Origin of the sequence: Acidaminococcus hominis, assembly GCF_022484025.1 — a bacterium.
Taxonomy (GTDB): domain Bacteria; phylum Bacillota; class Negativicutes; order Acidaminococcales; family Acidaminococcaceae; genus Acidaminococcus; species Acidaminococcus hominis.
Genome location: NZ_JAKVMG010000001.1, coordinates 477,307 through 499,110 on the forward strand (window position 1 = coordinate 477,307; position 21,804 = coordinate 499,110).

The window sequence follows — 21,804 nt, forward strand, 5'->3', positions numbered from 1 at the left end:
CTATGAAACTCAGAACTAAAGTCATTACCGGTATTGTTAGACTCTCTTATGTATACGTATGGGAACCGCACAGTGTGAACGGCGGCCCTGAAAAATATAGCGTTTCCATCATCATTCCAAAGGATGACCTGGCCACACTTAAGAAAATCAACGACGCTGTGGATGCGGCCATTGAAGAAGGCCTTTCTAAGTTCGGCGGAAAACGCCCGAACAAGAAGGCAATCAAACTGCCTCTTCGTGATGGTGATACCGAAAGAGATGACCCGGCCTATGCTAACAGCTACTTCCTGAATGCTTCTACTAAGACCCCGCCGCAGATTGTGGATAAGAACGTGGAACCCATCATGAATCAGGGGGAAATCTACTCCGGTGTGTATGCCAGAGTGAGCCTTAACTTCTACGCCTTCAATTCCAGCGGTAATAAAGGCGTAGCCGTAGGCCTTGGTAACATTCAGAAGATTCGTGACGGCGAACCGCTGGGCGGCCGCACCACGGCAGCAGAAGACTTTGGTAGTGCGCCGGTAGATGATTTCCTGGACTAAGGAGGTGGGTTTCAATGGAAACACTATTAACACTTCTGATCTTTGCAGCCATTGTTTTTCTCTTTGTTTCCACTTGGTGTGAGTACAAGCTCATGAAGTTGGAGCAGAAGGAGGCGAATGAAGAGGATGAAAAGCTTATCGATTGACTTGGAGACATACAGCGAAACGGATATCGGAAAGAGCGGTGTTTACCGTTACTCCGAAGATCCCGCTTTCCAGATACTTCTCTTTGGTTGCTCAATCGATGGCGGTCCGGTTAGGGTCTATGACCTGGCAAGGGGAGCAACCTTGCCGCCGGAAATCCTCCAGGCTCTTACTGACGATTCAGTGATTAAGTGGGCCTTCAATGCCCAGTTTGAAAGGGTCTGCCTTTCCCGGTATCTCTATCCGGGGGAGGAACGTTTCCTTTCACCTAAAGGCTGGCATTGCACCCGCGTATGGGCTGCAACGCTGGGCCTGCCTTTGTCACTGGAAGGGGCTGGGTATGTACTGGGGCTTGAAAAGCAGAAGATGAAAGAAGGAAAAGAACTCATCCGCTACTTCTGCTGCCCCTGCAAACCTACCCAGACTAATCAGGGAAGAACCAGGAACCGTCCAGAAGACGCCCCAGAAAAGTGGGAAGTATTCAAGGCATACAACAAGCGGGATGTAGAAACCGAGATGGCCATCCAGGAGAGGCTTCACAAGTACCCCGTCCCTGAAAGTGAATGGGAAAACTATGTGGTGGACCAAGTGATTAACGATACCGGGATTGCCATTGACCTTGTTCTGGCCGACGAGGCTATCAAGCTGGATACAGAAATTAAGGAGAGTACCCTGGGAAAAATGAAAGAAATGACGCAGTGTGAGAACCCGAACTCCGTCATGCAGCTTAAAGCCTGGCTGGAAGAAAAGGGCATCCAGGTGGAGAGTCTTGGAAAGAACGTCATTGAAGATTTGAAGGCTCATGCGCCGCCGGAAGTGAAGGAAGTCCTCTCTTTGCGGCAGCTGACAGCCAAGTCCTCGGTGAAGAAGTATGACGCTATGAAAAATGTGGTGTGTAAAGACGGCAGAGCCCGCGGTCTTATCCAGTTCTATGGGGCAGTCCGCACAGGCCGTTATGCTGGCCGGTTGATACAGGTGCAAAACCTCCCGCAGAACCACATGAAGGATTTACCTGAGGCAAGGGCACTTGTCAGGAGTGGTGATTGGGATACCCTTCACCTTCTTTACGATAACTCGCCTGGCGTCCTTTCTGAACTTATACGCACAGCCTTTGTCCCTAAAGAGGGAAGCAGGTTTATCGTTGCTGACTTTTCTGCTATTGAAGCCCGGGTGATAGCTTGGTTATCCGGAGAAAGCTGGCGGATGAAAGTCTTTGCTGAAGGCGGAGATATCTACTGTGCTTCAGCTAGTGCCATGTTTCATGTACCCGTCAAGAAGAACGGCATCAACGGGCATTTAAGGCAGAAGGGAAAGATCGCGGAATTGGCCCTTGGCTATGGAGGCTCTGTGGGAGCCCTGAAGGCCATGGGCGCCACTAAGATGGGAATCCCAGAGGACGAGCTCCAGGACATTGTGGACGCCTGGCGAAAAGCCAGTCCACATATTACGGACTTCTGGTGGTCAGTGGATAGAGCGGCCAAGGCGGCTATCCGGACCAGGAGCTTTGCCAGAACTCACGGCATTACCTTTGGGTACCGAGGTGGCATGCTTTTTATCAAGCTCTTAAGCGGACGGAAGCTGGCGTATGTGAAACCAATGCTCCAGGAAAACCAATATGGCAGCGAGGCTATTACGTATGAAGGCTTAAACGGCACCAAGAAATGGGACCGCCTGGAAAGCTACGGGCCAAAACTTGTGGAAAACATTGTTCAGGCAACGGCCCGGGATATCTTGGCCGGCGTGATGAAGCGGCTGACAGAAAAAGGATTTCGCATCTGTATGCATATCCACGATGAAGTGGTGGTGGAGGTGCCAGAAGGAAAATCCTCAGTAAAAGAAATTTGTGACCTTATGGGAATCACGCCTCCCTGGGCCGAAGGTTTGAAGTTAAGGGCAGACGGTTATGAATGCTCGTTCTACCAGAAAGATTAGGTGCTTTATGTTTATCGACAAAAGGAATGACGAACATTACCTGGACCCGACCTGCTATGAAGCTCTGATGAAAATAGCAAAGGATCGGCGCTCCTACATGCCAATTATTTATGTCTGCTCTCCGTATTCTGGAGATATTGAAGGAAACACCAAGAGAGCTAGAAAGTACTGCAAGTATGTATTACAGGAAGGCGGGGTTCCTCTTGCCCCGCACCTCCTTTTCCCTCAGTTCACTAAGGATAGAGAGCTTGGAATCCACATGGATTTGATACTCCTCCGTCACTGCAAAGAACTTTGGGCTTTTGGCAAAACCGTTACAAGAGGAATGGAAATCGAAATCCGGCAGGCCAGAAAGTATGGCAAAACTGTGAAGTTCATCAAGGAGGAATTCTATGAAGTTTAATATCTACGCTTCCCATTTCAACGGGAATCCTAAGAACTGCTATTACCCGGAAGAGAAGACGGTTACAAATCTTGAGGAATTTAAGGATGCCACAGCTCATGACCATGTGTGCGCTCTCTTCAAAGACCATTACCGCAGTATCTCCAATTTTCTGAAGGCAGACTGCCTCGTCATGGACTGCGATAACGACCATTCGGATAACCCAGAAGATTGGGTGAATCCATCCATTGTGAAGGCCTCCTTCGCAGGCGTTCCAATGGTGATTGCTTCCAGCCGGCATGATAATAAACCGAAAGGGGTAAAAACGGCGCGCCCCAGATTTCATGTGTATTTCCCGATCAAAGAAGTGAAGACGGCAGAAGAATACGCCAGCCTGAAGCGTCAGGTGCTGGAGGTGTTCCCACTCTTTGATGATAAAGCACTGGATGCAGCTCGCTTCTTCTTCGGCGCTCCGGGAGAAAGCGCAGAATGGGTAGAAGGGGAGGACACCCTGGAATCCTACATTGGGTTTGCCAGAAAAGAACTTCTTCCCCAGGAAATCACTGAAGGCTCAAGAAATAGTACCTTGTCCCACTTTGCTGGTAAAGTCATCAAACGTTTTGGTGACACTGCAGAAGCAAGGCAGATGTTTTTGAAGGAGGCGGACAAGTGTAACCCGCCGCTTTCCCAGGAAGAACTTCAGTCTATTTGGCATAGTGCTAAAAAGTTCGGAAAGCGTGTAGCCTCTCAGCCAGGGTACTTGCCGCCGGAAAAGTACAATGCTCCCTGCAAGTACAAACCTGGTGATTACTCTGATACCGGCCAGGCCGTTGTCCTTTCCAAACTGTATGGAGACGTACTTTGCTATACAACGGCCACGGACTTCCTTCGCTACCATGATGGCTTCTGGGATGAGTCGAAAGAACGGGCGATGGAAACGGTGCAGGAGCTCACGGATAATCAGATGGAGGAAGCAGAGAAGATGGAAGAAGCAGCCCTGGAAATTTTAAAGACCTCCGGTGCTCAGGCTATTCTCCTGGGGAAAGGGACAACCAAGGCAAAGAGAGAATTCTCCGCTGTTCAGATGAATGCTTTCTATGGGCTGGGTGAAGTGAAGAGTTATAAGCAGTTTGCTATCCAGCGGCGGGATACCCGGTATTTAAAGTCAGCTCTGGAAGCAGTCAAGCCTATGGTGGATATTCCCGTGTCAAAGCTGGATTCGGATTGCATGCTGTTGAATACTCCGGCCGGCACCTATGATCTTCGGAAAGGAATTATGGGGAAGAATACCCATGACCCGAAGGACTATATCACGAAGATTACGAGAGTTTCTCCTGCAGATGCTGGCATGCACCTTTGGAAGGAAGCTTTGGAGGTGTTCTTCTGTGGAAACGAAGGGCTGATTGACTACGTACAGCGTGTCGCCGGATTGGTCGCCATTGGCCGGGTGTATGTGGAAGCCATGATTATTGCTTATGGGGAAGGTAGGAACGGGAAGTCCACCTTCTGGAATACCCTGGCTCGTGTCCTTGGAACCTACAGCGGGAAGATTTCTGCAGATACTTTAACCGTAGGCTGCAAACGCAACGTGAAGCCTGAAATGGCAGAGGTGCAGGGGAAACGGCTCCTCATTGCTGCCGAACTGGAAGAAGGCATGCACCTCAACACGGCCATCATTAAGCAGCTTTGCTCGACAGACGAGATCTATGCGGAAAAGAAGTATAAATCCCCGTTTTCCTTCGTGCCCAGCCATACCTTGGTGCTTTATACCAACCACCTGCCTAAAGTAGGAGCAAACGACCCGGGAACCTGGAGGCGTCTCATCCTTATCCCTTTTAATGCTGTCATTGAAGGGAAGAAGGACATCAAGAATTATTCGGACTACCTCTATCGGAATGCCGGCGGAGCCATCCTTACTTGGATGATTGAAGGTGCAAGGAAAATCATCAAAGAGAGCTTTGAACTCACGCCGCCTCTTTGCGTCAGAAATGCTATCAATGATTATCGTGAGGCTAACGATTGGCTGGGTAATTTCATTGAGGCTAACTGCGAAGTGGGTTCATCCTTTGAAGAGAAGTCTGGTGTTTTGTACCAGGTATATCGGAGCTACTGCCTTCAGACAGGTGAAAAAATACGCAGTACAACGGATTTTTATGCAGCACTGGATTTAGCCGGGTTTGCGAGAAGAAAAACGAACAAAGGGAGTCTCATCAATGGACTTAGGTTAACTGTGAACGATTTCTAAGTTAATAATTCAGTATTTATCGGTGCGATGATGGTCGTGATACTCTTTATACTAAACTTCGCTATAGGAGAAAAAACACATAAAAAAAGCCTATAAGAGAAGTTATAGAGAAGAACGTCACGCCCGTCACTATTCGATGAGGAGAAAGAAAAAATATGCAAGAACAAAGTGTTGAGAAGGCTCTGGTTCAAAAGGTCAAAAAACGGCAAGGCCTGGCCTTGAAATTTGTCTCTCCTGGCATGGCTGGGGTACCGGATAGAATTGTCCTGATGCCAGAAGGGAAGATGGCTTTTGTAGAACTCAAGGCTCCGGGTAAAAAGCCAAGGCCTCTGCAAGTCTGCCGGATGCAAAAGCTCCAGCGTCTCGGCTTTCGCTGCTACGTTGTTGATTCTACGTCCATGATTGATGAGGTCCTGGATGAGATTGGAGGAAATCATGAAGTTTATCCCTCATGAATATCAAGCCTATGCCATATCTCACATTGAGAGCCATAAGGAAGCGGCGCTCTTTCTCGATATGGGCCTTGGCAAAACGGTGATTACCTTAACGGCTATCAACGAACTGGCCTTTGATTTCTTTGAAGTCAGCAAGGTGCTAGTGATTGCACCCCTCCGCGTTGCCAGAGATACGTGGCCTGCAGAAATCCAGAAGTGGGACCACTTGAAGCTCCTCTCCTATTCCGTAGCTGTTGGAAGCGTGGAAGAAAGAAAGAAAGCTCTGTGGAAGAAGGCCCTGGTTTATATTATCAACCGGGAAAATGTGGACTGGCTGGTCAATCAAAGCGGACTTCCTTTCGACTACGACATGGTTGTGATTGATGAGCTTTCCTCCTTCAAGTCCGGAAAGGCTAGAAGGTTTAGAAGCCTCCTCAAGGTTAGACCGAAGGCCAAAAGAATCGTGGGGCTCACGGGTACTCCTTCTGGAAATGGACTGATGGACCTTTGGGCGGAGTTCAGGCTCCTGGATATGGGAAAACGGCTGGGCCGGTTTATTACCCGCTACCGGGAAGCCTTCTTTCTTCCTGACAAGAGAAACCAGCAGATCATCTTCAGCTACAAGCCAAAGCCGGAAGCAGCTAAGAGAATTTATGGGCTTATCAACGACATGACCATATCCATGAAGTCCGTGGATTTTCTGGATATGCCGCCTCTTGTAACCAACGTAATCCCTGTGGAACTTTCAGAGAAGGAACGCAGGCAATACAAGCTATTGAAGGCAGACATGGTCCTTTCTCTGGGAGACCAGGAGATTGATGCCAAGAACGCAGCGGCTCTCTCGGGCAAGCTCCTCCAGATGGCAAACGGTGCGGTGTACGACGAGGAAGGTGAAGTGATTTCCATTCACGACAGGAAACTGGATGCCTTGGAGGATGTTATTGAAGGTGCCAATGGTAAACCGGTCCTTGTGGCTTACTGGTTTAGGCATGACCTGGAGCGGATGAAAAAACGGTTCATTGGCCTTCGGGAGATTCGTTCAAGTAAGGACATCACAGACTGGAACGAAGGAAAGATAGCAGTGGCTGCCATTCATCCAGCTTCAGCTGGCCATGGCCTTAACCTACAGCAGGGCGGTTCCATGTTGGTCTGGTTTGGCCTTACCTGGTCACTGGAACTTTACCAGCAGACAAACGCCCGCCTTTGGAGGCAGGGACAAAAAAACATGGTTATCATCCACCACATTGTGACGAAAGGGACCATTGACGAACAAGTCATGCGGGCCCTTAAAAGAAAAGACAGAACGCAGGAAGCGTTGATTGATGCAGTGAAAGCAAACCTGAAAGGAGAATAACATGAACGTACTGGTGAAATACTTTAACAAAAGAAATGGAACCATCGAGGCCATGAACGATTATGGCCCCATGCAGACCATTCTGAATAATACCGATAGGCTGATTAAAGAAGCCTATGAAAACCTGGAAGGCGTGGGTTCTCCTAAAGTAACTGGCCTTCCTGGAGCTCACAACCCTAAAGCAGGGGAAGCAAGGCTGGTTTCAGGTCTGGATGATATTACTATTCTCCGTGACAGGTACGCACAGGCCAAAGCCTACATGGAATGGTTCCAGCCGGCCTGGAACTCACTGAACGAGGACGAACAGTATGTTCTGAGAACCTTTTACTTAGATTCGGTGAGTAAGTGTGACGCAGTGGAAGAAATTTGTGACCACTTCCATGTGGAAAGGACGACGGCGTACAACAAGAAGAACAAAGCATTGACTCGACTGTCGATACTTCTTTTTGGAAAATAGCTTGACGTGACATTTTTATGCCAGTATAATGAGATTAATTTCAACACAGCAAAAGCGCTATCCAAGATGGATGGCGCTTTTTGTTTTAGGAAGGAGATGCATTCTATGAGAAAGAGTTTAAAAACAATCTGTGGGTTAGCGGTTCTTTCCATGTGTTTCAGCTTTGGCGCAGCTACAACCAGTGAAGCCATGGTTGGGGGTAAACCGGTTATTGGAATTACTTGGAAGAGTAATCAGCAGGACTACACGGCGTTCAAGAAAATCATTGAACTGGCAGGTGGTATCCCGGTTGAATTAGGTCAGGCTAAGAATCATAAAATCACTTACAACACAGACGGGACGATTTCTAAAGATATGCTATATCCGTCTGGTATGCTGAAGGAAAAGTATGCAAATGCAGTTAAAGATAATCATTACAAGGACACCAACGTAGAAGATGTTATGAAAGATATTGATGGTGTATTCTTCACGGGCGGTGAAGATGTAAGTCCAACACTTTTCAAGAAACCCGACATTGAAAGAAACAAGGGAGAAGAAATTAACGCAACCCGTGACGTGTCAGATTATACTTTGATGTCCTATTGCATTTCTAAAAATGTTCCTACCCTTGCCGTTTGCCGTGGTGAACAGGTCATGGGAATTGTTTCTGGGGTAACTTTTATTCAGGACATTCCTACCTACTACTCGGAGCAGGGGAAAACCTACAATGACCTCCACAGGATGCCGCCAGGAACACCGAACAGAACTTATGCGCGCCATGATGTCCACATTCTTCCGGTGAAATCCCATTTGAGAGAAATTGTAGGAGCTGACGAGCTGCACAATGTTTCTTCCTGGCACCACCAAGCCATTGGAAGTTTGAAGGGAACGCCACTGATTCAGACAGCGGAGACCACGTACAATGGCGTCTCCATTGTTGAAGGCATCGAAGACCCACGTAAGACCTTTGTGGTTGGTCTGCAGTTCCATCCGGAGAATGATTTGAAGCAAGTGATTATCAACAAGAAAGACCCGAAAGACTTCTGCGACCAGGAAATTAGTATGAAGTTCTTTAAGGAACTAGTCAAAGCAGCCAGCCAGAAAAAGTGAGGTAAAATCGCGGACGAAATTCACGGTTCGATGTGTTATCATAGTACCGTAAGCTCCTGGGGTAAAAAGCACGGGAGCGAAAAGAGGTAAAATCGCGGACGAAATTCACGGTTCAATGTGTTATGATAGTACTGTAAGCTCTTGGGAGAAATCTCAGGAGCTTTTGTATTGGAGATGAAAAGAGATGCCAAGGAAACCAAAGAAGCCCTGCGCCTACCCCGGCTGCCCGAAGCTCACGGACAAACGTTACTGTGAAGAGCATGAGAAACTTATGAACCGTCAGTACGAAAAGTATGGAAGGTCTAAGGAAGAGAAGAAGCGGTACGGCTACCGCTGGCAGAAGATTCGTAATGCCTACATTCACTCGCACCCGCTTTGTGAGCAGTGCCTAAAGGAAGGACGCATGACGCCGGCGGAAGAAGTACACCACATACTTCCATTAAGCTACGGCGGAACACATGACTTCAGTAACTTGATGTCTCTTTGTAAGTCTTGTCACTCAAGAATCACTGCTGAGATGGGTGACAGGTGGCATCGAAAGCGACCACCTTCGCGAGAGCAATGAAGTAAAAAGTTTTATGCTTTAACTGTCACGACCCACAAAGGGTAGGGGGGCCTAAAATCTCAAAACGCCGACGGCGTCGGAACGGGCGTGGGCTCTCACGCATAAAAACGCGATTTCAAACGGGGGAATAGCCCCAGGAGGTGAGAAGGAGAGACATGGCGAAGGATGGAACCAATAGAGGCGGCGCAAGACCAAGTGCTGGAAGGCCTCAGAAGCCCCTTGCTGACAAGATAAATGAAGGAAATCCGGGTAAGCGTCCGCTGCAAGTGATTGAGTTTAAAAACATGGAAGATTTGAAAGGGGAAGAGATGCCAAAGCCGTCCAGAATGCTTTCTGCAAAGCAGAAAAATGGCAAAAAACTGTTGGCGGCAAGCATTTATAAAAAGACTTGGGCGTGGCTCGACAAAAGGAGCTGCGCCGTTTTTGTCTCTCCGGATCTTCTGGAACGCTATGCTATGTCGGCAGCTCGCTGGATTCAGTGCGAGGAAGCGGTCACAGAGTGGGGCTTTCTGGCTAAACATCCAACCACAGGAAATGCGATTCAGAGTCCTTATGTTGCCATGTCCCAAAGCTATATGGCCCAGACGAATCACCTGTGGGATGAAATTTATCAGATTGTGAAAGACAACTGCTCCAGCGAGTATAAAGGAGATAGTCCCCAGGATGACATTATGGAGCGGCTCCTTCGTTCGCATGATGGGAAAAACTAAATAAGGCATTACAGAGTTTATGGCACTTCACAGGAATTTCCTGGAGGTGCTTTTTTATTTTCTAAAAGGAGAACGGTATGCAGATAGAAAAGAAGAAAGTCATAGACCTCGTTCCTGCTGACTATAATCCCCGTAAGGATTTGAAGCCGGGGGATAAGGAATATGAAAAACTGAAAAGGAGCATTGATGAGTTTGGGTATGTGGACCCGCTCATCTGGAATAAAAGAACTTCCCGTCTGGTCGGTGGCCACCAGCGGCTCAAAGTGCTCAAAGATATGGGCATTGATGAAGTTGACGTTGTTGTTGTGGATATGGATGAGGAGAAAGAAAAAGCCCTCAATGTGGCTCTGAATAAAATCAGCGGCGATTGGGATAAAGATAAATTGATGCTTCTTATCACGGACCTCCAGGGCGAGGATTTTGACGTTTCTCTGACCGGCTTTGACCCTGAAGAGCTGGATGACCTTTTTAAAGACGACATGAAGGATGGCGTAAAAGACGACAACTTCGATGTAGATAAAGAACTCAAGAAGCCAACCATGACCAAACCCGGAGACCTTTGGCAGCTGGGTGAGCACCGGCTGCTTTGCGGGGATAGCACCAAAGAAGAATCCTATAACCTTCTGATGGCAGGCAAGCAGGCCAATCTCGTAATCACGGACCCGCCGTACAATGTGAACTACCAGGGCTCTGCCGGAAAAATCAAAAACGATAATATGAAGGATGATGCTTTCTACCAGTTTCTGCTGGCAGCCTTTACCAACATGGAAAAGAACATGGCCGGTGATGCCTCCATTTACGTATTCCACGCAGACACCGAAGGTCTTAACTTTAGAAAGGCTTTTTCTGATGCGGGCTTCTACCTTTCCGGCACCTGCATCTGGGTGAAACAGTCCCTGGTATTGGGCCGTTCCCCGTATCAGTGGAGGCATGAACCTATCTTGTTTGGCTGGAAGAAGAAAGGGAAACACTGCTGGTATGCCGGCCGGAAGGAATCCACCATCTGGGAGTTTGATAAGCCCAAGAAGAATAAGGACCACCCGACCATGAAGCCCATCCCGCTTCTGGCATACCCGATTATGAATTCTTCTATGACCAACTCCATTGTGCTTGATCCCTTCGGAGGGAGTGGTAGTACACTCATTGCCTGCGAGCAGACCAAGCGAATCTGCAGGACCATTGAACTGGACGAAAAATTCTGTGATGTGATTGTGAAAAGATACATAGAACAGGTCGGCAGCACCAAGGACGTCAAGGTGGTGCGAGACGGCCTGACGTATGATTATGATGAGGTGAAAATTGATGAGCCGGATAGCGATCATTGATGCGGACCTGGTGGGAAGAAAGAGACACCGGTTTCCTAATCTGGTGTGCATGAAACTTTCTGCCCATGAAAAAGAGCAAGGAAACGATGTGGGACTGAAGATGAACTATGAAGACCTTAACCAGTACGATAAAGTGTACTTGGCTAAGGTCTTTTTAGATACACCAGTTCCGCCGGAAATACTGGAAATGAAAAATGTAACCTATGGAGGAACCGGTTTTTTCTACGACAAGGCTCCAAAGTTACCGCCTGCTGTTGAACATCATATGCCTGACTACCATTTGTATGACGGATTTGTGAACCAGCAGATAGCCGCCGGAAAACGACCGAAGGAATTTGACGAATACCTCAATAGCTCCATTGGTTACCTTACCCGTGGTTGCTTTAGGCATTGCCCCTTTTGCGTCAATAAGAACTATAACCGTGTGGAGGCTCATAGTCCGCTTTCTGAGTTCTTAGACGGCCGCCGGAAAGTGATTAGTCTTTTGGACGATAACTTCTTCGGCTATGCGGGGTGGAAAGATTTACTGCTTGAACTCCGCGCTACTGGAAAGCCATTCAAGTTTAAGCAGGGATTGGATGAGAAACTTCTGACGCCGGAAATGTGTGAGCTCCTTTTTACCAGCAAATATGCCGGTGACTTTACCTTTGCCTTCGATAACCTTAAAGACGCTCGGCTCATCGAGCGGAAAATCGTCATGGCCAGGCAGTACACAGAAAAAGCGCTGAAGTTTTATTGTTTCTGTGGATATGACCGGGAAGGGAAATGGGATGAGGCCTTCTGGACCAGGGATATCTTTGAACTGCTTTACCGCATTGAAATTTTGGTAAAATACCACTGTATTCCTTACGTGATGCGGTTTTATCGCTACACGGAAAGTCCCTGGAGAGGTGTGTACATCTCCATTGCTCTTTGGTGCAACCAGCCAGGATTCTTTAAGAAAATGAGCCTTAGGCAGTTTGCAGAGCTCAATGGGGAAAAGAGTGCTTGCTATCGTTACCTTGCCGAATTTGAAAAGGCAAACCCGGCAGCAGGCTATTTCTTTGACCTGAAATTCTAAAAAATTCCTCTGGGATATTGTACATTTCTCCTTGCTATTTACACCCGGTAGAGTGATATATAGGGTAACAAAAAACAAGGAGGTAAAACACCATGACAACCAACGAATTCAAAGTCAACTACAACGTAACCGGTGAGAAGAGAAAGGACCTGGTCAAGGCCATTAGCGAAATTACCGGGGCCAAAGCAGAGTACCTGAAGGCTCCAACCTTCGCCTACTTGATTGACTACATGAAGGTTAGCAAGGACGGGGTCCTTTCCTTTGACGACCGGGCTGATACAGAGGAAGTGGAGCACCTCCTGGAGGAGCTGGAAAGGAGAGGCTTCCTCGCAGCGCCGCCGGAAAAACCGGATGACCCTGAGCCCAAGGCTGAGGAAGCTGAGAAAGAGAAACCGCTGGTGGGGGTTGCCGTAAGCTATCCCAGAAGCAAGATTGACGACAAGACGCTGGATAACTTTATCAAGCTGGCCGCTGCAAAGGAGAAATTAATTAAGAAGGCCTTCGGGGTGGACGAACTCCCCATCCAGGTGACGGAGGATAAGGTAATCCTTCCCTGGTTCCAGTTTGACCCGGATAATCCTGACTGCTTGGCCTACGCAGCTTTCATCGAAAAGATGGTTGACTTGGCCCGCACCTTGAAACGGGTCAATGCCCGCGAGAAGCCGGTAGAAAATGAAAAATACGCCTTCCGGTGCTTCCTCCTGCGCCTTGGCATGGTAGGAAACGAGTGGAAGGAAACCCGGAAGGTTCTCCTTCAGAACCTCAGTGGGTCTTCCGCTTTTAAAGGAGGTGCTTCCAAATGAGACAACCAACTGAAAAGGAGCTGGCAATGCTCCGGAATAGGTATCAGCCAGGGGTCCTGGTGGTTCTGGATTCCATGGAGGATAGGCAAGCCCCTCCTCCAGGCACCCAGGGCATGGTGATGGGCGTCGATGACATAGGAAGCATTATGGTCCGTTGGGAAACGGGCTCTACGCTTTCCCTGATACCCGGTGTGGACTCCTTCCATACAGAAGCTGATGGCATGGAGGAGGTACGAAAGGAAATCCTTCTGATCCGGAATACCGGGCGCACGAATATGTTTGACCTTCCGGTAGTAAAAGCCATTGCCAGGGAGCTCGATTTTACGGATCTCCTGGACTTTCTGAAAAGGAATCGGGAGAAGTACATTCATTTTATCTTCACGGGTAAGCTCTGATTCTGTGCAGCAGGTTAAGCATGCCAAAACACCGATAAAATCTATATTTTCCCTTGCTTTTGCCTCCTTTTAGAGTGATATATATACACAAGAAAAGGGAGCGCAAAGCCCCAGAGTTACCAAAGGAGGAAACAAGAATGTGGATAAAAGGTGAAAGCAACGGAATGAAGTACGAGGTCAAGTATTATGACAAAGGCTCCGATTGGGGAATTGACGGGGGCCGGATTTCCAAGCTTTACATCGGGAAGGGGGGAATAACCTTATGCGCCTACGAACGCGGCTGGGACATTCACCCCAAAACCGCAGGAGCTCAGAAGCTTTATGAAGCCCTTGTAAAAGAATACAACTAAGAAATGAGCCTGCCTTCGGCGGGCTTTTTCAGTGCTATTTTCTTCGATAAAATCTACATATTTCCCTTGCTTTTATTCCCCTTTAGAGTGATATATATACACAGCAAAGGGGAGAACAAGGCCCCAGGATTTTAAAGCAATCTGGTAATATGTCAAGCTAAAAAATGAGGTGATTTCGAAAAAAAATCTTAAAAAGAGGCGCACTTAATAAGACGTTTCTCTCAGAAATTTTAAAAGAAACGTGTGTTTGAAAGCATTAACTTTGCTCTACTCTATCAGAAGAATAGAGCTGATGATTGGCCAGCAATCCAAAAATCAGTCTTACAAATTTTCGAGCTGTTAAGGCGAGTGCGCGTTTGTGCTGATGGAGTTTCACCTCAGCGTATTTTTTCTTGTAGTACGTAGCGAATTCACTGCAATGTTCTTTCACATGACTGGTAGCTTCTATCAGATAATACCTGAGATAAGCATTACCAGCCTTTGAAAGAGGGGTATCATCACTTCTGAAGTTACCTGACTGGTTTTCACGCCAGATAAGCCCGGCGTACTTTGCCAATGCTTCTTGAGAGTTGAAAGCCTCAATATGGCCAATTTCTGCTAGAATACCGGCAGCCATAACAGGTCCAATTCCAGGAATGGATAAAAGGATCTGATAGGCGTTAGGATCTAACCCTCGCAAGGTCTTCTCAATTGCCTTGTTTACTAATTTTATCTCCGCTTGGTATGTGGCGATAAGAGTAAAAGATGAGGCGATGGAGATTGTAAGGGGCGCATATAGACACTTATCCAATCGGTAAGAATCCCGGGCAGCCTGTCTGAGCAGGTCTGCGGTCTGATTAGGATTGTTGAAGTGGTGATGGCCTTTTTCACCCAAGAAAGCTACAAGGTCTTCTATAGGCATTTCGAGAATTTCCTCTGTAGAGAGAAAATCAGTTAGAACAGAAGCAGCTGTAGTACCGAAACTATTAGAGAAGGGCTGCTTATCTGCTTCTAACAGAGAAAACTCACTGAATTTGAGGAAGATATTGGAAAGCATGTAGGCCTTTTCACGAGAAAGGGCCTTTGCTAGATGAAGCCTGTGTCTAGTGAGGCGCTGGAGAGCCAGGAACTGGCTGCCACGCCAGGGCTTGGCAGTGATCCTGTTGGCACGAGCGAAATCAGCAATAACAAAAGCGTCAACAAAGTCGTTTTTACCTAGGTCAACGAAAGATTTTTTGTAGTTACGAATGACCTTGGGATTTAAGCAATATACCTTGGTTTGAAAAGGTGCCAGGGTCTCGCAGGAAGATAAGTAATTGGCGATATGGATTCCATAAAAAGATGTGGACTCCAAGCCAACTACTAATCCAGTAAGGTCCTTACGGCTTTGCAGATAGTCTGCAAGCCGATCAGCCAGCTCAGTGGCGCCGGGTTGATTGTTAGTAACTGTGAAAGTCAGGAGCGGTTTTTGGGACTCAAAATCCAAAAGAGCAACAACATTCCTACGGCTACTCACGTCGATCCCGACGAAAAGAGTAGAAAGAAGATCTGCCTTCTTCAAGAGATTCACCACCTTTCCGGCTAAGAATGGAAAAGTGACAAGGAATTATCCTGATCTTAGTTACTGACTGCACCCTCGCCAATTAGCATTCATCCGTGGGAGACAACATTGCTGGAATTTACTCCCGCCCAGAGATGCAACATCTGTGTAAGCAGTATTTGATAACTAAGGCAGGCGTCAAGCTTTTCAAGCAGTCATCCAAAAGGAGCCGCAGGAGAAAAAAGACGTAACCTTGGTCACAATTCACTAATGTAATTGTAACATCAGGATATTCTGATTAGGAAAAAATCTGTCTGAGTAAGATTAAGATCTTGCTCACAAAAATATTATACGAGAGAAAATAAGATTGGAGACGGATTAATTGTCCCAAAATCCATACAGTAATTATAGTATAATGAAATCGGGAAAAAGGACAGCAGGGAAATAAAATGAAGAAGACTGAAAATTTGAAGGGATGGAAATCAGTATGGAAGCAGAGATGGACGCCGTTTAGACCATTTCTGCATACGTGGCTGATTCAAAAATTGCAGGAGGTTGTATGGCAATTGAAAAATATTATCAACAGATAGCCGATACCTTTTCTTGTTTCTTGGGCAAGGATAAGAAGCAGGCTTTTTATACTGTCCAACAGGAGGCAAATACCCATAATGCAGCTGCCCTCTACATTATGGGATTGTATTTCGAAGGCGGATATGGCATCGTGTCCATCGATAAAGCCTGTGCAGAAAATTTTTATCAAAAGGCGGCACAGGCAGGCGATGCAGTTGCTTCCTTACGGATGCTGGAAAATCAATCCAGGACAGGCCCTTTGTTATTCAAAGAAGTTCAAATTTTAGCATCTCAAGGAGCCTGCCATGCCCAGGACTATTTGGGATGGTGCTATTCCAGGGGAATTTTTGTTGCCGAGTCACAAATCCAGGCAATCAAATGGTTTAGGCGGGGAGCCGCCCAGAGATATGCCGCTGCCCAGAATCATTTGGGGGAAATGTATATCCGATGTATGGGGAACTACTTTTTAGATGATGATTCTTTAGAAGAGAGAATGGGAAAGGCGAAATGGAGAAATAAGGCACTCCTGCAATACTATCAGGCTGCCGCCCAAGAGTATGCACCAGCACAGCACAATATCGGCTGGGAACTCCTTTGGGGAAATGACCCCTTTCATTTGGAAAACACGGATCCTGCGGAGTGGTTTCAAAAAGCAGCCGAACAGGGATTGGTTGAAGCCCAGGAATTCCTAGGCATCTGGTTTTCTGACGAGGGAAATGACTTCCCGTTTGAGCAAGCGATGGAGTGGTTGGAAACAGCCGCCCTTCGCGGAGCGGCACTGGCTCAATATGCTTTGGGGGAACGGTATGAAGAGGGAGACGGATTTCCCCAATCCTATACGTCGGCAGCCTATTGGTTCCAGCAGGCGGCATCCCAAGGAGAAGAATGTGCACAATATCGGCTGGGAATCCTCTACGATAAAGGACGGGGAGTCCCTCAGTCTGATGAAAAAGCGCTGTACTGGCTGCATAAAGCGGAGGCACAGGGATTTAGAGAGGCGCACGATTATCTCATGATAAAATTACAAGAGCAATGTAATTTTTCAAAAAAATAGTGAAGAATATTTATGTTCATTTAAAAAGGAAATATGGATATGGATGCAAAAGATTTTTTTGGTACGTTCCTAAAAGCAATCGAGCAGAATCGAAACTATGAAGGACGGGATTTATTTGATATTTATAAATACAATGCAGAATACACATCTGTAATTATAAAAATCATAAATGAAATCATCAAAGAGACAGGCTGTACACCTCAAAACGAATACTTCAGGATTGATGCAGTAGGATGGACCTCCCATTCTCAGGATATGAAAAAGGAGGCTGAAGAAGCCGGTATTGATTTGAAACCACACCTGTGGGATTTGAAAATTGCCATTGAGCATGAGAACGACAAGCGTGCCTGGTCAGATGAAGTGATGAAATTAATCCATGTAAAATGTCCATTAAAAATTGTCATTGCCTATAATTATTCTGATGAGCGAGGAGAAAAAGAGCAAAAAAAATTGGATTTCCTGGCTAATCAGATGACGAAAATTGAGGCTTTTTCCATAGGGGAAAGAAAAGAACAGTACTTGATCATCCTTGGAAACGGATGCAATCATAAAACAGGGGAGGCGGACTACGGAGATTTTGGCTATAGGGGTTATTTGTACGACTGGGAAGATAAAAAATTTAAAAAGTTGGATTGAGTAATCCTGGAAGGGTCCAGGACATGGATTGCTAAAAAGGGAAGTTCTGCCCTTTTCAATCGGATGTTTGTCAGAAAGATAGAATAAAAGAGAAAAAATAGTCATTTCCGTGTATAATAAATTTATCTGCTATGAATAAACAAAAATGAAGGTGAGGAAATTTTCATGGGGAATTGGCTGTCTTGGATTTCAGATTTTTTCTATTTATTATTTATTATAGGTGCAGGTTTCTGTTTTCGTTGGTTTTTCAGAATCAGTAAAGCTGGTTCTTCTGTGGAACAGATTATTTCTGTTTTACAGAATTATTCTCGGGAATCCATCAGGGAAAATTACGGCAATCTTCAGGCAGAAATGGGGCAGGCCCCGTATGATTCGATTTGGAAGAAATTTGAACGGACGCTGTTTAAAAGTAAAGCAGAAGGGGTGCTGATGACCCAGGACCCGGAGGCTTTTTATAACGACCGGACTTTGCTGGAGAACCTGCCTTTGGATCTGTTTCGCGCCATACCGGGAATCTTTACCGGCTTGGGGCTTTTGGGAACTTTTGCCGGAATCACCGTGGGTATCAGCGGCATCGACCTGGGCAATGTAGAAACCATGAAAAGCGGGATTGAAGTCCTGCTCAGCGGGACGAAGACGGCCTTCCTGACTTCTGTGGTCGGCCTTATCCTGGCACTGGGGTACAACCTCCTTGATAACTGGATCTACCGCCCTTACACCAAAAAACTGGCCACTCTGATCGATCAGCTCAATACCCTTTTCCCTTCCAAGAGTCTGGAAGAATTCTTGTCCAATCAGGCGGAACAGGCGGAAGAACAGACGGATGCCATGCGAGAACTGAATGGGGAACTGGTGGGCCGTCTGGAAGACATGTTTGTAAAGCTCAGCCAGAGTATCGATGTGGCGCTGAAAAATAATCTGACGGAATCCTTTACCAACAGTCTGGAACCGGTATTCCAGGATTTGAACCAGTCCATTGACAAACTGGGTTCCAGCGCCGGGGATACCCTGTCCAAATCCATTGAACAGGGGGCCGGGGACCAGATCCAGGGCCTGGCTGTGACCCTCCAGGATTTCCAGGGGAAAATGGGCAATATGATGGAAGTCTCTGAACGGCTGAATGCGGAAAATACCGCTCGGCTCCAGGGGTCTGTAGAGATGATGGTGACCAAGCTGAACGAAGCCATGGACGCCAATATCCAGAAACAGGCCACTACCAGCGATGCCAGTCAGGCGGCTATGAAGCAGTTGGTGGAAGAGATGAACACCAATCTGAAAGCAGCTCTGGATCAGATGGTGGAAGCTGGCCGGACAGCCAACCAGGCCTTGCTCCAGACTACGGAAGCCACCAAGGGAACCATCCAGGAGATTACTGACACCATGAGCCAGAGCACCCGGACCCAGAGAGACGAAATGATCCAGGTGACAGCCAATATGAAAGAATCCGTTTTGGAAGTGCTGAAACAGCTCCAGACCGATATGCAGGAACGGAACCGTACCATGGATTCTTACATGTCCGGGCTGAAGGAAATGCTGGGGCACAACCGGGAAATCATGGCTTCGGCAGGGAAAACTGCGGACAAATTTGCCCAGGCCAGCACGCCCATGCAGAAAGTGGCGGATACGCTGGGCAGCCAGCTGAACCTGGTGGTCAGCGCCAGCAATCAGTTCAACAGCCATGTGGACCAGAATGTCCAGAAACTGGTCCTGGCCAGCCAGAGCAGTCAGAAAGATCTGGAACTGATCCGGGATTCCATGAGTACCATGCGCAGCGCCTGGGAAAACTATCAGCAGACTTTCCAGGGGGTAAGCCGGGAAATGCGGGAAGCTACGGATACGTTGGCCCGAACTCTGGAACAGTACAATACTTCTACCAGCAAATGGCTGTCTGAAACTCTTGGCCAGTACGACAAGAGCATCAAAGAGGCCATGGATTCTGTGTCTATCATCAACAAGAGTCTGAGTGATTCCATCCAGGATCTGTCCGATGCCATGGACAAGAACAGACGGCACTAAGGAGAAACCTGAATGTGGAAGAAAAAGAAAGAAGAAAAAGCCCAACAGAGCGGTGATGCTTTTACCACTTCTGTCAGTGACCTGATGGCAGGGCTCCTGAGTATCTTTATCCTGGCTCTGTGCTATTTCATGCTGAATTTCGAGACGGTGACTAACAAATATACCGGGAATACGGAATTGCGGAATCAGCTGCTGAAGGATGTGGGGAAGGACCTCCAGGCCCAAGGCCTCCAGGTGAGGATTGACACCAAGCAGGGGGTGCTGCGGATCCCGGAAAGTGTGCTGTTTGAATCTGGGGAAGCCAATATCAAAGAACAGGGGCAGGCAGCGGTCAGCAAGCTGAGCCAGTCCCTGCTGAAAACCATGACCCGGCCGGAATATCGGGAAGCCCTGGAAACGGTCTTTATCGAAGGCCATACGGACAATGTGCCCATCCACAACGAATTTTTCCAATCCAACTGGGAGCTTTCCACCCAGCGGGCCATCAACACCTGGAATTTGATGCGGAACGATGTACCGGAATTCAACTGGCTGGTGAATCCCCGGGGAGAACCTATCTTCTCCTGTTCTGGCTATGCGGAAACCCGGCCTGTCCGGGAAAATGGTCTGGATCCCAATTCAGAGGCGGGACGGGCCGCCAATCGGCGGATCGATATCCGGTTTGTTATGATGCCGCCCCAGGATCCTGGGGAAAAGCCTTCCGGAGGCAGCCATGGATAAGTCGTTGCTGCACAGCCTGGAACGGCTGAAATCTTTCAAAATCCGCCTGCCTGATGTATGTCTGCATCCAGGTAGGCCCGTGGAACTGGAAAAATGGATAAAAAAGACCGTATCCAGCTCCTGCAGCCGGCCAGCCCTGGATCCGGTGACCATGGAAGAGCTGTATGCCAAGGTGAAAAATCAGGAAAAGAACCGGAAAGTGGTGCTGGACTTGAGACGGGAAATCCCTTTTCTGCCGGTGCTGCTCACCCGGGACAGGAAGGAAAAGCCCCGCTTTTATGAAGTACTGCTCCAGGACATCCTGCAGGCCATAGGGAATGGGGTTCGTCGTTCCGTCCGGCGGAATACCTTCCGAAATCTGGTATTTGCTTATTTTACTGTATACGGACAGCCATACAAGGGAGAACGGCTGCAGAAATGCATTTCTCTTTTCCTTCAGAAAGACCCAGAACTGTTGAAGTCGGTGCTGTATCTCCGGAACCGGAAGCAACTGCTGAAACCCAATGGCCATAAGCTGCTGACCCGGGAAATCCAGAACCGGCGGAGTTTCCATAAAGCATTGGAAGAATTCTGCTGGCCTGTGAACCTGTGGTATGGGGCATTTGCCCAGTGGGCTGTCAAGGATTTTTTCCAGCTGGAGGAAGAGGACGACTGGGATGACCTGTTCGGCGTATTGAAAGAAATCTGTGAGGACAAGGCCTGTGAGAATATGGTCCCTTTTGCTGCCGAAAAGATAATTTACCTGACGGACCGGTCCAGTGACGGAAATCGGGAAAAAGAAGTACGGATCCTGCTGCTACAGGCGCTGGGAGATCCCCGGGACCCGGGGTCTAGGCTGAACTGGGTGGATGTGGATGAAAAGGCCCAGGAGATTTTCCTGGCCTGGCTGAAAAAGAACGATCTGAACCTGTTCTTTACCATTATTTCCAAGACAGTACGGCAGGTTGCCACATCGGAAAACATGTGGAAATACCGTAAAAGTTTTTGGGAAAAATATCTGGATGCCATGTACTATACCAGGGTATTTCTGGGGCCCGAAGCAGAACAGATTGCCAGGCAGATGGATCTGGCCAAACAGGGTATGGGCTTTGGACGGTTGAACGGTTCCGGAGATTCCCTGAGGAGTCTGCTGATGTTCAGTATTGGGGATTACGTTTTTATTGAGGCCAGCCACAATGGCAAACTGAGAGTTTGGAAAAGAGGAAAAGAGCCTCTGCCTTTTTATCAGGCAAAATATACTTATAAAGGATTTTCTTATACGGACGTTACACAGGCTTCCAATATTGAGGAAGAATTCGTCCATTCCAGTTCAGAAACCGGTTCCTGGCAGCGGAAGGTCAATGACTGGGTTCGGAGACACTGCGGGGTACGGCCCAAAGAAAGCCGATGGAGGTAGAATAATGACCAACCACCGTTTTTGGACAGCACAAGAGAACGGATATTTTTACCCTTGTGTTCAAACAGAATCTACAGGAGACTGGCCGCTGATACAGGGACAATTG

22 protein-coding genes and 1 pseudogene are annotated in these 21,804 nt (G+C 47.6%); 22 read left to right on the plus strand and 1 reads right to left on the minus strand.

Features of this window, described 5'->3' with window-relative positions:
* Window positions 1–2 precede the first annotated feature (2 nt).
* The 17 genes and pseudogenes from LKE88_RS02280 to LKE88_RS02355 all read left to right on the plus strand — a co-directional run bounded on the left by LKE88_RS02280 (window position 3) and on the right by LKE88_RS02355 (window position 13,787).
* Window positions 3–542, plus strand: a complete 540-nt coding sequence (locus tag LKE88_RS02280; RefSeq protein ID WP_276802599.1) for a DUF2815 family protein — start codon at window positions 3–5, stop codon at window positions 540–542.
* Window positions 543–556: 14 nt separating this feature from the next.
* Entirely contained in the window at window positions 557–688 is a 132-nt protein-coding gene (locus LKE88_RS02285; protein WP_276802600.1) for a hypothetical protein, read from the plus strand.
* Complete coding sequence (locus tag LKE88_RS02290; RefSeq protein ID WP_276802602.1) at window positions 660–2,618, plus strand: DNA polymerase; 1,959 nt, start codon at window positions 660–662, stop codon at window positions 2,616–2,618. Before LKE88_RS02285 ends, LKE88_RS02290 begins: the two co-directional genes overlap by 29 nt.
* Window positions 2,619–2,625: 7 nt before the next feature.
* Window positions 2,626–3,021, plus strand: coding sequence for a DUF7768 domain-containing protein (locus tag LKE88_RS02295; RefSeq protein WP_276802603.1), 396 nt, complete (start codon window positions 2,626–2,628; stop codon window positions 3,019–3,021).
* On the plus strand, window positions 3,011–5,245 hold the full coding sequence (locus tag LKE88_RS02300) for a phage/plasmid primase, P4 family (protein WP_276802605.1): 2,235 nt from the start codon (window positions 3,011–3,013) through the stop codon (window positions 5,243–5,245). The genes LKE88_RS02295 and LKE88_RS02300 overlap by 11 nt, the downstream gene beginning before the upstream one ends.
* 155 nt (window positions 5,246–5,400) lie before the next feature.
* The gene (locus LKE88_RS02305) at window positions 5,401–5,700 is read left to right on the plus strand and encodes a VRR-NUC domain-containing protein (RefSeq protein WP_276802606.1); all 300 of its coding nucleotides are present in this window, start codon (window positions 5,401–5,403) and stop codon (window positions 5,698–5,700) included.
* The gene (locus tag LKE88_RS02310) at window positions 5,681–7,033 is read left to right on the plus strand and encodes an SNF2-related protein (protein WP_423767618.1); all 1,353 of its coding nucleotides are present in this window, start codon (window positions 5,681–5,683) and stop codon (window positions 7,031–7,033) included. The genes LKE88_RS02305 and LKE88_RS02310 overlap by 20 nt, the downstream gene beginning before the upstream one ends.
* 1 nt (window position 7,034) lies before the next feature.
* Window positions 7,035–7,490 (plus strand): hypothetical protein, encoded by a 456-nt coding sequence (locus LKE88_RS02315; protein ID WP_276802608.1) that lies wholly within the window; start codon window positions 7,035–7,037, stop codon window positions 7,488–7,490.
* A 105-nt stretch (window positions 7,491–7,595) separates the two neighbouring features.
* Window positions 7,596–8,579: a gamma-glutamyl-gamma-aminobutyrate hydrolase family protein gene (locus tag LKE88_RS02320; protein WP_276802610.1), complete on the plus strand. Its 984-nt coding sequence runs from the start codon at window positions 7,596–7,598 to the stop codon at window positions 8,577–8,579.
* Window positions 8,580–8,763: 184 nt separating this feature from the next.
* Window positions 8,764–9,144 carry an HNH endonuclease gene (locus tag LKE88_RS02325; protein WP_423767609.1) on the plus strand — a complete coding sequence of 127 codons (381 nt, stop codon included), beginning with the start codon at window positions 8,764–8,766 and terminating at the stop codon, window positions 9,142–9,144.
* A gap of 155 nt (window positions 9,145–9,299) precedes the next feature.
* The gene (locus tag LKE88_RS02330) at window positions 9,300–9,854 is read left to right on the plus strand and encodes a P27 family phage terminase small subunit (RefSeq protein ID WP_276802612.1); all 555 of its coding nucleotides are present in this window, start codon (window positions 9,300–9,302) and stop codon (window positions 9,852–9,854) included.
* Window positions 9,855–9,931: 77 nt separating this feature from the next.
* The gene (locus tag LKE88_RS02335) at window positions 9,932–11,179 is read left to right on the plus strand and encodes a site-specific DNA-methyltransferase (protein ID WP_276802614.1); all 1,248 of its coding nucleotides are present in this window, start codon (window positions 9,932–9,934) and stop codon (window positions 11,177–11,179) included.
* Between the two features lie 100 nt (window positions 11,180–11,279).
* Window positions 11,280–12,239, plus strand: a complete 960-nt coding sequence (locus LKE88_RS02340) for a radical SAM protein (RefSeq protein ID WP_276802616.1) — start codon at window positions 11,280–11,282, stop codon at window positions 12,237–12,239.
* Between the two features lie 92 nt (window positions 12,240–12,331).
* Complete coding sequence (locus tag LKE88_RS02345) at window positions 12,332–13,042, plus strand: virulence protein (protein WP_276802618.1); 711 nt, start codon at window positions 12,332–12,334, stop codon at window positions 13,040–13,042.
* Window positions 13,039–13,263, plus strand: a pseudogene (locus tag LKE88_RS13145) (DUF4314 domain-containing protein); the annotation flags it as partial. The gene LKE88_RS02345 and the pseudogene LKE88_RS13145, both read left to right, overlap by 4 nt.
* Entirely contained in the window at window positions 13,264–13,437 is a 174-nt protein-coding gene (locus tag LKE88_RS13150; RefSeq protein ID WP_423767619.1) for a DUF5049 domain-containing protein, read from the plus strand.
* A gap of 137 nt (window positions 13,438–13,574) precedes the next feature.
* Entirely contained in the window at window positions 13,575–13,787 is a 213-nt protein-coding gene (locus tag LKE88_RS02355) for a DUF7678 domain-containing protein (protein WP_276802620.1), read from the plus strand.
* Window positions 13,788–14,043: 256 nt separating this feature from the next.
* On the opposite strand, the gene LKE88_RS02360 is transcribed toward LKE88_RS02355, so the two are convergent.
* Window positions 14,044–15,327 (minus strand): IS110 family RNA-guided transposase, encoded by a 1,284-nt coding sequence (locus LKE88_RS02360; protein WP_276802621.1) that lies wholly within the window; start codon window positions 15,325–15,327, stop codon window positions 14,044–14,046.
* A 538-nt stretch (window positions 15,328–15,865) separates the two neighbouring features.
* Between LKE88_RS02360 and LKE88_RS02365 the strand changes: the two genes are divergently transcribed.
* The 5 genes from LKE88_RS02365 to LKE88_RS02385 all read left to right on the plus strand — a co-directional run bounded on the left by LKE88_RS02365 (window position 15,866) and on the right by LKE88_RS02385 (window position 21,698).
* A complete protein-coding gene (locus tag LKE88_RS02365) occupies window positions 15,866–16,930 on the plus strand; it encodes a tetratricopeptide repeat protein (RefSeq protein ID WP_276802622.1) in 1,065 nt (354 codons plus the stop codon).
* A gap of 39 nt (window positions 16,931–16,969) precedes the next feature.
* A complete protein-coding gene (locus LKE88_RS02370) occupies window positions 16,970–17,566 on the plus strand; it encodes a hypothetical protein (protein WP_276802624.1) in 597 nt (198 codons plus the stop codon).
* Between the two features lie 165 nt (window positions 17,567–17,731).
* Window positions 17,732–19,582: an anti-phage ZorAB system protein ZorA gene (gene zorA / locus LKE88_RS02375; protein WP_118287219.1), complete on the plus strand. Its 1,851-nt coding sequence runs from the start codon at window positions 17,732–17,734 to the stop codon at window positions 19,580–19,582.
* 12 nt (window positions 19,583–19,594) lie between these two features.
* Window positions 19,595–20,302: an OmpA/MotB family protein gene (locus LKE88_RS02380; RefSeq protein WP_118287218.1), complete on the plus strand. Its 708-nt coding sequence runs from the start codon at window positions 19,595–19,597 to the stop codon at window positions 20,300–20,302.
* The gene (locus tag LKE88_RS02385) at window positions 20,295–21,698 is read left to right on the plus strand and encodes an EH signature domain-containing protein (protein ID WP_118287217.1); all 1,404 of its coding nucleotides are present in this window, start codon (window positions 20,295–20,297) and stop codon (window positions 21,696–21,698) included. Before LKE88_RS02380 ends, LKE88_RS02385 begins: the two co-directional genes overlap by 8 nt.
* The last annotated feature ends 106 nt before the right edge of the window (window positions 21,699–21,804 follow it).